This is a genomic window from Bacillus sp. 17RED48, assembly GCF_019837545.1.
GTDB classification, from domain to species: Bacteria; Bacillota; Bacilli; order Bacillales; family Bacillaceae_G; genus Bacillus_A; species Bacillus_A wiedmannii.
In genome coordinates this window covers 281,602-293,745 of sequence record NZ_JADAXG010000003.1, presented here as the reverse complement: position 1 = coordinate 293,745, position 12,144 = coordinate 281,602, and the positions used below count along the sequence as shown (strand labels likewise).

Sequence of the window (12,144 nt, the reverse complement as noted above, 5' to 3'; positions counted from 1 at the left end):
TATGCTTAATTTTCATAAAACATTCCCCATCTTAGGATTCTTTTGGTTTTTATATAGTTTTATCGGCATCATCTTTTTATTACTATTCCTTAGCGTGTAGTAACAAAGCGTATAAATATATGTTTAATGTGTGATTTCTATTATCGGCTTTGTTAACTAACACTTAAATTATTTTAACAGCCTTTTGTTTAATTCCCACAAAGCTGTTTTGTTACTATCCTATTTTAAAAGCGTTACAGCTTCCTCAAAGCACAACCATTTATACTTGAAGTGTTCTTTAGATAATTTAATATTTTTTGTAGGAACTTTAACTCCAAAAGAAAATTCTTTTATTACATAAACATCTTCTCCCCAAAGAAATTCACCGACTACATACTCTACTGGTAGTGAAGACACAGAATCTAGTTTTATATAGGGACATTCTCTTATAATACCAGCCTCTTCAAACGTTTCCCGTTTTGCTGATTCAATAGGAGTCTCACCATCTTCTCCACCACCAGCTATTCCTTGCCAATAACCATAATCACTTCGATTAAAAATGCCATATTGAATGGAATCATCAGTTTTTATATAAGGAAATATCAATACTTGATACGGCGCTCTCATTGTTTAACCTCCTCTCGAAAAAATATGAACAATTTATTCACTAACTTGCTATTTTAGTAAATAAAGAGCCAACATCGAAATTCTACATTAATAATGCAGGTTTATGGTATCGGCTCTCCATTTTTTAAGAATTTTATTTTTCATAAATCGGTTTACTCTTAACGTGATAAAAACCTGCTTATTTCTTATTTAATTTGCTTAGCATGTTTTTTTCGAAATGCTGGCGGTATCACATGTTGACTAACCAGTCCAAATAGTCCCTAAAACGGTCATTTAAGGAACTTTATTTATATCTATCAAAACTGACTGAAATATGTTTAAAATTCAGTTCAAAAACTCATGAACAAAAACAAAGTTTTATATCAAACATCAAATATCGTTTATGGAACAATCTTAATGTACGGAAAACCAAGTTTTTCAAATAAAAAGTTCCTTAGCATACGAAATTCGCGTTATGTTGGCGGGACCCCATCGCTATCAAGCTAAGCTTATGCAAAGTCAATTTTAGGCGAGATTGTTTCTTTTTCTAAAGGGCAAGTGTAGGTGATTGAAAGATTTGCATACGAAATAAACCCTAACGGGTTTCACTTTTTTGAATTAAGCGGCTTGATTATCAGACATGGTACAATTGTAAACGACACCTAATATATCAAAGACCGTTTTTTTCTCATATCGATGAGATTTCCGCCCGTTTTGCTGTAGGAGATTGAACAGGCGGAGTAACACCTTTGATAGCTCTTGGGTGTTTTTTTGTATAGTTTGGAATAGAAGAAGAAAATAGTCTTTAATCATATATATGGCTTTATACTCACTAAGCTCTCGTTTTTTCTTCATGAGGAGCAATTGGCGCATTTGAAACATGATAGAAGAACAGAGTAGAATGGCAATCAATTGGCCATATAAATGGCACTCCAATCGTTCTGATTTTATCTTTTTACAATGATGGATTTGAAAGAATGACTTCCACGTTTTAAATAAAATTTCGATTTGCCAACGCAAAGAATACCAGTCATGTACCTGTCCCATCGGGACAATATCTGTAGAAGTGTTTGTCATATATACATTGATACCACTGAGTCGTTTACTACGAGGAGAATACTTCATTCCTTTCTTTTTTTCTCTTACAGCTTGATCTTGTAATCGTTTTTGTTGCTGTTGTTTTGTTAATCGATGGACAATTACACGAGCTGACACTTTATCAATCATTCCTACATAAGCATTAGCTATTTCCCATGTTTGTCCTGGCTGAAGGGAGTTCATTACCGTCTCCATATCTAACTGTATATACTCTGTACCTTTCTTAATTCTTCCATCTTGAAAATAATCAGGGTTAGGATTTTTTTGATAAATACGTGTATTCGACTTGATACGAGAAATATAGTAGGCCTCTTGATCTTGTATATATTGAAGGTCTTTTAAATGAAAATAACCTAAATCTCGGATACATAAATCATTCGCTGCCACAGTTGGGGCACACAGAGAGCCGTAAGCGCGATCATGTTGTTTACCTGGACCTGTATGAATATGTAGGAACTGTCCGCTTAACAAATCATACTCAAGCTGAATTTTTATCCCAGCTGTATGGCTGCATCCTCCTGCACCTGGATAAACCGATGAAAATACATCCGGGAGTTGAAATGCAGTTGAATCTAAGATACGAATACGCTTGAAAATAGAAGTATATGGAGAAGAAATTAGCTTAGCTGAAGATAACTTTTGGTTTAGAAGTTTGGCTAAAACTTGTTGTAGAAACTGGACGGCTGCGGCGTTAAATCTTTGATTTAGTCCTTCAGGACTGATGAGTACTTCTGTTGATACTTCTAAACAACTACATAACTGGGTTAAGGAAGTTTTTGCTACACTTTGGCTTAGCCATACGCATAAAGCTACTAACTCTTGTGCTTGATACTTACTTGTTCGCTGTACAAATCCAACATCTCTAGCTAGATTCTGTAAGGTATTTGGGGATAAAAGACTCTTTATCTCCTGTGCAAATAATTGTAAGTCGTCAGATACAGAATTAGACATACAAAAAACGCCATCCTTTCCTATAATTCTACAGTAAGAATAACGTCTTTTTTGCTTAATGAATAGTGTGAAACCTTAGCTTTATGGTAATGTGACCGTACCTCATGTAGTCACAGTTTTTATTTGTATTAAGACATTCGAAATGATTTGCCACGTAAAGCTGCTATGTAGCAAATAATAACTACTAAGCATAGGCTAACCATCACCAAATACAATTGTGGTGCAAAATGGATAATCAACCAGCCACCAAGCACTGGGCCTAAGAAGCCACCTAAGTTTTGAAATTGCATAAAACCAAGATATGTTGCTTTTTGATGCGCGGGTGCAATCATTTCGACTATAGCACTCGTCATTGGGAAAACAAAAATTTCACCAAGTGAGAACACAACCATACCGACAATAAAAAGTGTCCAATTATCAGCGAAGTGGAAGATTAACATACCAAGTGCTAATAGTCCGCCCCCGAAAATAAGACTTGTTTTGATTGCTACTTTTTCGCTTAAAATGCCGAGTGGCAATTGAAGAATTACGATTGTTGCAGCATTAATCACAATTAGAACTGAATATAATGCTACTCCGTCTGCCATAGTTAAATTAAGCAATTGTGGCATTGTTGCCTCTGTTTGCATATATACGAAATTGCAAATAACACTCGCAATAATGAGCAACATAAGTGTGCTATCTTGTAAAAGAACACGCATCAAGTCGCCAATATCTTGCGTAACATTGACCGTATTCTGCTCCTCTATACGTCGTAAAGTGATGACTAAGAAAATCGCATACAATAAGTACATCGTTGCAGTAATAAGGAATGGAAAACTTATTGATGATGCTTTTGAAATGACAATACCGAGCAAAAGGCCGATCACAGCTGATAAATTGATGGCAGTATATCGAATTGAAAATAGGCGACGACGCCTATCTTCGTCAGTATAGTCAATCATCAAAGCTTGTGAAGCTGGTTCAAAAAATGCACGACAGATACCGTTGAGAGCATTGCATAGAACGAATATCCAAACAGAGTTTGCGAATGCAAAGCCATAAAAGACTATACTCCAACAGAACATCGATATGATGATAATTTTTTTTCGGCCAAACCGGTCAGTAAAGAAACCACCGAAGAAGCCACCAAATGTCGCAGTCAATTGTGAAATACCGACTGCTAAACCAATCATAATTGGTGAGGCATGTAAATCATTTTGTAAATAAAGTGCTAAAAATGGTATCGTCATAAAGCTAGCTGTGCGGGCGAAGGTCGTACCACCGAGCAGCTGCCAGACGAGGGGGTGAAAATAATCCATAATAAAAACCTCCTGTATTAACATGCGTTTGCTTATGCTAGTATGAAGTGTGGAGTTAGTCTATAGTCAAGAGGAGTTTTTAACTTGGAGAGAAAAAACCTTAAAACCTTAAGTACAGGAGAATTTGCTAGTTATTTTGGGGTGAAAAAAGACACCTTGTTTTATTATGATAGAATCAATCTTTTTAAACCTGCCGGTAAACTTCCCAATGGTTATCGATATTATACCTACGATCAAATTAATACATTCTCAACACTCCAATCTCTTCGGAAAGTGGGAGTTTCGATTGAGGAACTAAAAGAATATCTTAATTCTCCCAACACTTACAAACTTGTTGAAATGGCAAAACAGCAGACAGTTCTGGTGGAAGAAGAAATTGAGAAATTAATTCAAATTCGTCGTTTCTTTAAGGGTATTATTTCAATGGAAGAAGAAAGAAAAAACGTTGAAGTTGGGAAGGTTTATATCCAAAAGACACAGAAAAAATCTATTTTCTTAAGCGATGTAAATTCGAAAAATAGCATGACCGATTTCGATTGGGTAAAACATTTTAGCAAGCAAATAGGCTTGTTTGTTCCTGCTCCTATTGGATCTGTGATAACAAGAGAGAGCCTGATTCAAGAAAGATATGAGGAGGTAGATCACTTATTTTGTTATAGTGATTTAGAAACAGGTCAATCAAAACCAGGAGGAATTTATGTCATATATTATCACCAAGGATCTTATAAAGATATTGAATCCGCATACCACAATATCACGGAATTTATCAAATCAGAGGGCTATGTTATTGAAGGAAATGCCTATGAAGATTACTTCTACAATCCATTAAGAACTAATAATAAGGAGGAATATCTTACTAAAATTAGTATACAGGTAACAAAGTGTTTAAAGAGTTAAAGCTATAATGTTATCTTTGTTTAGTAAAAATTAAAAATAGGAAAAACAATTGCAGCGAGTACTTTTAAAAAAAGTGATAAAAAGAGAATCGAACTTTATGTTTAGTAGGGCATACCCCATCATCAAGTTGAAATTTTAAAATACCCCCAAAACGAGAAAATTGTACGTTTTAATCTGGAGACGTCAATTTTCTCATTTTCGGGTATTTGCTTTTCTTAGCTTGATGGTGATGTGGCGGGACCCCATTGCCATCAAGTTAAGGTTTTGAAGTACCCCCTAAACGAAAAAATTCTTTCTCTATAGGGGAACCATATCAAAAAAGAAAATTGTAAGTTTAGACACATTTCAGATACAAAATAACCGATTCCTTATACGTTAAGGGACCGGTTATTTTTTTTCCTACTTTTTAGGAAGGTTTTTCTTGTAATGGTCTTAAATGATTGATTTAAGGTTATAAACTTAAATCATAAATAAAAGATACAGTAAAAACTATATAAGAAATAAATGTAACGAAAACAAGAAAACATATAAACTGAGCATTAGATACATATTGTTCTATTCTTTTTTTCATTTTAATTAGTATTATTTTTCAGATGTGAAGTATCAATTTGAATTTCACCTTTCCAAGATCCAATTACTTTTCCAATTCTATTTATATTTACATCTAAAGTAAGGGGCTGTTTAAAATCGTCTTTTCCTCCAGTAACTATAACAAATGTAGCAACACCTTCGGGTTTATCATTATCACGAATGCCTACATCATTTAATTTTTTACCTGCTGCCATAAGTTCAAAAGGAAGACGGTCATCTGAATCATGGATAAATGATAGTCTCCCTTCATGTTTAATCTCAGGGTTTTCCTCTTGTTGCCCATTAATTTTACCATCACTTTCGAGCTCTAATCCTGCTGTATCAAATTCAAATGGTACTAAACTTCCGTCAGCTTTTTCCATTCTATAATGAACTGATATACGTGAATCTGCGATATATAATTCTTTGAAATGTACAGTAATACCTTGATCTGTAATTTTTTCATCAATAGGAATATATTTACCATTCTTCATCATATCTTGTGTGACACCATTTTCATCTTGTATTCCTTCATTTACAACTTTATCATTTGTAATTGCATCAGAAAAATATGAGGCAACATTTGTAGCCGCTACTTGTACTTGTGGAATCATTGCAGTTGTGAAAAGTGCTGCTGCAGCTACTGCTGTATACATGAAACGTTTTGATTTTTTACTCATGTTTGTAAAGAGTCCCTTCTTCTGTTGTTTTTTGTGATTTATATTAGAAACATTGTCTAGCTTGGAACGACTTTCAAATGTTTTCCATGCTTGTTCTATATCAATTTTGATTTCTTGTGGTGAATTTGCAGATTCTTCATCTAGCATTACGCTTTCCCATTGATTTAATTTGCTGATTTCTACTAATAAATCTTGGCATGCTTCACATGTATCTAGATGCTTTGTGAATTCCTTTCTTATATCATGAGGAAGTTCTCCATCAATATATGTTTGAATAAATCCGATATCATAACATTTCATTTGTTATGCCTCCTCCATTTGTTTATAAATCTTGCGAAATTTCATTTTGGCTCGGACCAATAATGTTCCAATAGAAGATATTTCAATTTGAAGTATTTCTGCAATTTCTTTATATTGAAAACCAGAGAATTTCATTAGTAAAAGGGTTCGTTCTCGATCATTCATTTTATTTAGTATCGTTTGTACCTTTGTAATTTCCTCTTTTCTTATCCAATCATCGTCTAATGATGAAACATTTTGTACTTCATGGTATTGTATTTCTTTATCAATCTTCGCTTGTTGCCTTTTTTCAGATCGCAAATGGTTATAAGCTACATAAGTAGAAGATTTAATCAACCATCCAGGTATGTTTTCAATTACTTTCCAGTCATTACGATATAATTGTAAAAATACTTCTTGTGCTAACTCTTCAGCGATAGATTGATCTTTAACAATCCATATAATCTGTTTCACAGCATAAGCATAGTACTGCTTAAATAAACCTTCAAAAGGCATATCAGAAGCATGACTTTCTTCATTTTTTATGGTTAACATGTTAGTTTAAACCTCACTTTCAATTTGATGCCTGTATTATAGAGAAACCAGAAAAACGGATTTTGTGACAGTTTTTCTGGTTATTTTTTTATTATGTACTAAAAAAACATTCATCTGATTAAAAGATAAATGCCAAAAGGGAAATAAAAACATAAAACTATAACTCTTGCAGTAGTTTTCTATTAATGGGGTACCGCCACATCGCTATCAAGCTAATAAAAAGAAATGCCCCCTAGAATGAAAAAAACGCCATCCTTTCCTATGATTCTACAGAAAGAATAACGTATTTTTTCATTTTAGTGGAACAATTAACCTCTTAAGTTGATGAGCATGCAGCAAGCCCCTTTAAAGGTAATATTGCGGTACCAGGCTGCCCTCTATACTGAAAAGGTAATATCACAACTCAAACTGCTATATTTATTTCCTGCCAAATACACTCTTTTTTATTAGCACGTTTCCATAAATATATGGTGTAGAAGAATAAAATTGCAATAATAACATATGCAAAAAGCGACGAGGCTTGAACATTCCCCATAAAATTAAAGAAATTATTAAAAGTGTGGAAAGTAATGTTCATAATAATTGATTGCTTATTTACGATAAGTAAGGACAGAACAAGTCCAATAAATTGTAATACCGGACTGGATGGCTTAGTAATAGTTTGATAGGCCCCGTTAAGCGTGTAAAAAATCATTAATAAAAATTCTAACCCAATAATTTTTAAAACAATATTCTGATTTACCTTCATCTAGAATTCTCTCCTATTTATCGATTTGAGCATTTTTCTTTTGGATTACTGCACTGTTACTATTTATAGATTAATAGTAACTTATTAATTCATCGAATAACTTACTGATATTTCAAAAAATATAGTATAAAACACTTTATTGTCCTCATGATAAGGTAAACAAATACCTCAAACGAGAAAATTGATCTCTTCAAATTGAAAATATATAAAATTCCTTTTTAGGGGTTATATATATTTTTTTAGTTGATGGCGATGTGATGAGACCCCATAAAGAAAAGACACCCTAAGGTGCCTTCCTCCGACTTGAACCACTTTAATTTAATACTATGTATTGGACATTAAGTAAACACGTCCTATAAAACAGAATCATTTATTTTCAACAGATTGTTAGTGTACAAATACAAGAGAATCAAGATCGTTTGTTTGGCTAGATTAAAGCAACGCCACACCTATATGGTTGAGATGTGTTACGCCTTCTAATCGGAGAATCAGCTTTATAGAACGTGTCCACAATTTATATTTTACTACATGTAATATTTATTTTATGTAGTTTTTACAAATATGTATAATTACATAAAATTCACGAGAAAAAGAGAGTATACTTTGATATTGTGTAATAAAGATAAGGCCCACCTACGGAAATAGGTGGTTTTTTTATTGGGCATTACTATCTCATTGCACAAAAGGGAATTTGCATTAAAATAATATCATATTCTTAGGGTTCTTATATTGAGAAAAAAGACACTCTTATGAGTGCCCCTTTTTTTAGTAACCGAATCCGCCGCTACCGCCGCCCCAACAACTACATCCTATAATGATTAACAGGATGAATAGAACGATCAGTAAAGCAAATCCGCCACCTAACTGTTTACGCTTAAAGACTAAAGTTACCTTTAGCCCTCCAAGACTCGCTACGAGCGAATGGCTAGTTCTTACTCGACGGGAATCCCACCCGTTATATGATACGACCTAGGCTCGGCCGCACACCTGCCTCGTTAGTTAATATGAAAATGCAACCCAATATCTTTCAGGCGAAAGTATAATCTTGGTTTGGAAATATACAACTGTTTGGACATAAAAAAGACCATCGAAATGATGGTCTTGCAGACTGTAGACAAATGCATAAAATAACGAATGAACCTTTCTCTGAACACTTACTTTACTTCTTTTATAAATAGTCTAACGTTTTCAGCGATTTCTTTGAATTTGGTATGGTGTAAATAATGTGATCCATCCATGGTTACTACTTTTCCATGTACCGAGTCTTTGATCTGCCCTTCATGCAGAGGTATCCATCCTGCTACATCTTCATTATTCGCTTGTACAAAGAGAAGAAGTGGAAGATTTTTAGGGAAGATTAAACCTTGAGCCCCTTTAAAATTAGACGAAATATGGTCCATCTCATTCAAGGTTGTGTCATTATACATGTTTTTATTCGAAATCATTTTCATTTGCTCTACGGTTTTTTCATCAAATGCCAGTCCAGCATAGGGGTCAGCACTAATTTTCATAGCCAATCTTAAGAGACCTGATTTTTTGAGATATGCAAACGTTTTTAATAGGAAATTGATATCCATACCCGGTTGTGTTGCAACACTGCTATCGATTCCGACAAATGCAGTCACCTCGTTTGGATATTTGTTCACATAATCAATTCCATAAATACCTGTAATGGAGTGGCCCATGAGCATGTATCTGTTAATATTAAGCTGCTGTAGAGCTTCATGAACTTCACTTACCATATTCTCCGTGGTTCGCTCTTTTACAGTTTCATCACTTAATCCATAACCGAAAGGCTCTACCGCAACAACTTTGTAAAATGGAGATAATTCATCGATAAGAAGCTTAAAATCAAGCCCTGGAGTAGCTGTTCCATAACCAGGCAGGAGCACGATTGTTTCCTCGCCCTCGCCTTGAATTAATACATTCATGTTTTTCCCGTCTACAGATACGTGCTGCCCGTAGGGCACTATTCGTTTTTGCTCCGAATGACTACTCATCACATTTACGATATAAACAATACCTAAAAAAAGTACAATGGCTAGAACGATTGCTCCTATGGTTTTAAGTAAGATGCTTCGCACTTTCTTTATTTTCATTCCACTCAGCGTTTTCTTTTCCTCTTGTTGTGTCACTGTCATCTTCTCCTGTCCTGATCTGTTTGCCTTCCTTTATGTGCCTGTAATGAAAACTTAATCAATGAAGATGTACTCACCATGACGACAATATGAACTGAATATGAACTGCAAAAAAAAATGCTACGACTCATATGCAAGTAAGCTTGCATATGAGTCGTAGCATAGAGAATGAATCTAACTAATCTGTTGGTGTAGTGATTGGCAAAGTGACAATGAAGGTCGTTCCTTGACCAAGTTCACTTTTCACTCGGATGTCACCTTGATGAAGCGACACGATCTGTTTAACGATAGCGAGTCCCATACCACTTCCGTCATACTTGCGACTGTGGGAACGATCAGCCTTAAAAAAACGCTCGAATATACGCTTCTGGTCGTCAAGGTGAATACCAATACCAGTGTCGGATATTAGGATTGTCACGTTTTTGGTATCTTGTTTGATGCTTACGTTAATCACGCCGGCATCCTCGGAAAATTTGATGCTATTTCTGAGGATATTCGTCCAAACCTGATTTAACAGGTCATGATCAGCCGTTACTTTAACTGTCTGTAAATCAAGCTCGAAATGTATATCGCGAGCAGACCATTGTGGCTGGAGCGCCACAATTATCCGTCGGATTTGTTCATCGAGGCTGAGCGTGACGAGCCGCAGTTGCTTTGACTGCGATTCAAGAAAACTCAGCTTTAGCAGGTTATCGCTCATTTTGGACATCCTTTTCGCTTCAGCGATGATAATATCAAGATAACGGCTTCGTTCGTATTCTGAGAGGTCAACTTGCTTAAGCACTAGAGCATAACCGGATATCGAAGTGAGCGGAGACTGAACCTCGTGCGACACGTTCGTTACGAATTCCCTGCGCATCTGCTCAAGTTGCTGCAGATCGTGCATCATTTCTTCGAAGCTGCGAGCCAAAGTACCCAGCTCACTCGTTTGCTTAATATTCAACTTGACGTTGAAATCTCCAGATGCTATCCGCCTGGTCGCTTTTGTCAGCTTTTTTATCGGTCTTACCAGGAATACAGAGGCAACTAGAATCAATAAGCTTCCTGCAATCAACGAACATGTTGCAAAGACCACTGCCCACTTTGTGACAAAAGAGGCTGAAGGAGGGGCGAGCGCTTCCAAAAATATCGCTTTCGTTCCCATTTCCGTTTTCAACGGTAGCCCTAAGAGGACCGTGGCAATACCATTAGGAGTGTCCTGAACAACACCTCCATCTAATACTTTCTTTAGTTGCTCCATCGTCACAGGCGCAGGTTTGTGTCCGTGAAGTTTACCGTAAGACTTGAACTGACCCGTTGCTTCGTAAATTCGAATATAATAAGAATCGAGCTGCTTCATTTCACTTACGAACAAGTCCGCTTCACGTAACGGAAAGGTCTTGTAAATCCGGACGATGTCTTGGCCAAAGTTACGTAAGTTGATTTGAGCGTTTTCGTTCAATTTATCCTCGAATATCCAAGTTGACACCAAAAAAGAAATGATCGTGCCCCCGATGATGGAGACTAAAAATGTCAGGACAACACGTATATATAAGGATCTGATCATTCATAAACCTCAAGCCGATACCCAAGCCCGCGCACCGTTTCGATCCGAAAATCGGGTGTTGTCGCGAACCGTTCACGCAGCCGTTTAATATGTACGTCTACCGTTCGATCATCTCCGGCGTAATCGATACCCCAAATCTGATCGATCAACTGCACGCGCGTATAGACTTGTCCGGGTGTTCCAGCGAGCTTATACAGCAATTCGAACTCCTTTAGCGGCAACGTAAGCGACTCCGTCCCTTTCATCACCTTATAGGTCTGTCGATCAAGGATGACGTTCCCTAAATGGATCGTCTGCGTGGAGCCAATCTTGTATCGTTTGAGTAGTGCCCTAACACGAACCGTCAACTCTAACGGATCGAATGGTTTGGTTAAATAATCGTCCGTCCCAAGTTCGAAACCTTTCACTTTCTCCCATGTTTCTCCTCTCGCAGTCAGCATAAGTAAAGGTAGATCAGGATTGGCTCTTCGGAGCTCCTTGCTTAACGTCCAACCATCCATAATCGGCATCATAATGTCAAGTACGACAAGATCGACATTCGTTGAGATGTAGACAGCCAGTGCTTCCTTGCCATCCGCTGCTTCAGCTGTTGCGAATCCGTCGTTGCGTAGAAATAAACAGACGAGTTCGCGAATGTTCGCATCGTCGTCAGCAACTAGTATAGTAGGCATCGTTTCCCTCTTTTCCCTGTTTTCCACCGCATTATTTCAAGCAATCATTATACTATAAATTAACACGTATGTTGATTAACCAAAGTAATACAGTTTCTTGATTTATCGACCTGTAGAATTCAAGT

The 12,144-nt window shown here is 36.2% G+C and carries 10 protein-coding genes and 1 pseudogene; 1 reads left to right on the top strand and 10 read right to left on the bottom strand.

Annotation, left to right across the window (positions count from 1 at the left end; all coding sequences use genetic code 11):
* Window positions 1-219: 219 nt before the first annotated feature.
* The 3 genes from ILT06_RS14365 to ILT06_RS14355 form a co-directional block, all read right to left on the bottom strand.
* Window positions 220-606, bottom strand: a complete 387-nt coding sequence (locus tag ILT06_RS14365; RefSeq protein WP_222655225.1) for an NUDIX hydrolase — start codon at window positions 604-606, stop codon at window positions 220-222.
* Window positions 607-1,203: 597 nt separating this feature from the next.
* The gene (locus ILT06_RS14360) at window positions 1,204-2,634 is read right to left on the bottom strand and encodes an IS4 family transposase (RefSeq protein WP_222655224.1); all 1,431 of its coding nucleotides are present in this window, start codon (window positions 2,632-2,634) and stop codon (window positions 1,204-1,206) included.
* A 128-nt stretch (window positions 2,635-2,762) separates the two neighbouring features.
* Window positions 2,763-3,935, bottom strand: a complete 1,173-nt coding sequence (locus tag ILT06_RS14355; protein ID WP_000384374.1) for an MDR family MFS transporter — start codon at window positions 3,933-3,935, stop codon at window positions 2,763-2,765.
* An 84-nt stretch (window positions 3,936-4,019) separates the two neighbouring features.
* Here ILT06_RS14355 and ILT06_RS14350 point away from each other — a divergent pair, with 84 nt between their 5' ends.
* Window positions 4,020-4,832, top strand: coding sequence for a MerR family transcriptional regulator (locus ILT06_RS14350; RefSeq protein ID WP_000440177.1), 813 nt, complete (start codon window positions 4,020-4,022; stop codon window positions 4,830-4,832).
* A 572-nt stretch (window positions 4,833-5,404) separates the two neighbouring features.
* On the opposite strand, the gene ILT06_RS14345 is transcribed toward ILT06_RS14350, so the two are convergent.
* The 7 genes and pseudogenes from ILT06_RS14345 to ILT06_RS14315 form a co-directional block, all read right to left on the bottom strand.
* Entirely contained in the window at window positions 5,405-6,382 is a 978-nt protein-coding gene (locus ILT06_RS14345) for a DUF4179 domain-containing protein (RefSeq protein ID WP_222655223.1), read from the bottom strand.
* 3 nt (window positions 6,383-6,385) lie between these two features.
* Window positions 6,386-6,916, bottom strand: coding sequence for an RNA polymerase sigma factor SigX (locus tag ILT06_RS14340; RefSeq protein ID WP_098103465.1), 531 nt, complete (start codon window positions 6,914-6,916; stop codon window positions 6,386-6,388).
* A 403-nt stretch (window positions 6,917-7,319) separates the two neighbouring features.
* On the bottom strand, window positions 7,320-7,664 hold the full coding sequence (locus ILT06_RS14335; protein ID WP_064475918.1) for a hypothetical protein: 345 nt from the start codon (window positions 7,662-7,664) through the stop codon (window positions 7,320-7,322).
* Window positions 7,665-8,429: 765 nt separating this feature from the next.
* Window positions 8,430-8,525: pseudogene (locus tag ILT06_RS14330) on the bottom strand (YjcZ family sporulation protein); the annotation flags it as partial.
* Window positions 8,526-8,818: 293 nt separating this feature from the next.
* On the bottom strand, window positions 8,819-9,799 hold the full coding sequence (locus tag ILT06_RS14325) for an alpha/beta hydrolase (RefSeq protein WP_222655222.1): 981 nt from the start codon (window positions 9,797-9,799) through the stop codon (window positions 8,819-8,821).
* Window positions 9,800-9,980: 181 nt separating this feature from the next.
* A complete protein-coding gene (locus ILT06_RS14320) occupies window positions 9,981-11,348 on the bottom strand; it encodes a sensor histidine kinase (protein ID WP_064475920.1) in 1,368 nt (455 codons plus the stop codon).
* A complete protein-coding gene (locus ILT06_RS14315) occupies window positions 11,345-12,019 on the bottom strand; it encodes a response regulator transcription factor (RefSeq protein WP_001142154.1) in 675 nt (224 codons plus the stop codon). Before ILT06_RS14315 ends, ILT06_RS14320 begins: the two co-directional genes overlap by 4 nt.
* Window positions 12,020-12,144 lie beyond the last annotated feature (125 nt).

Excerpts from the sequence above, each read along its gene's own strand:
- ILT06_RS14365 (WP_222655225.1), bottom strand. The coding sequence starts at position 606 with ATGAGAGCGCCGTATCAAGTATTGATATTTCCTTATATAAAAACTGAT.
- ILT06_RS14360 (WP_222655224.1), bottom strand. The coding sequence starts at position 2,634 with ATGTCTAATTCTGTATCTGACGACTTACAATTATTTGCACAGGAGATA.
- ILT06_RS14355 (WP_000384374.1), bottom strand. The coding sequence starts at position 3,935 with ATGGATTATTTTCACCCCCTCGTCTGGCAGCTGCTCGGTGGTACGACC.
- ILT06_RS14345 (WP_222655223.1), bottom strand. The coding sequence starts at position 6,382 with ATGAAATGTTATGATATCGGATTTATTCAAACATATATTGATGGAGAA.
- ILT06_RS14340 (WP_098103465.1), bottom strand. The coding sequence starts at position 6,916 with ATGTTAACCATAAAAAATGAAGAAAGTCATGCTTCTGATATGCCTTTT.
- ILT06_RS14335 (WP_064475918.1), bottom strand. The coding sequence starts at position 7,664 with ATGAAGGTAAATCAGAATATTGTTTTAAAAATTATTGGGTTAGAATTT.
- ILT06_RS14320 (WP_064475920.1), bottom strand. The coding sequence starts at position 11,348 with ATGATCAGATCCTTATATATACGTGTTGTCCTGACATTTTTAGTCTCC.
- ILT06_RS14315 (WP_001142154.1), bottom strand. The coding sequence starts at position 12,019 with ATGCCTACTATACTAGTTGCTGACGACGATGCGAACATTCGCGAACTC.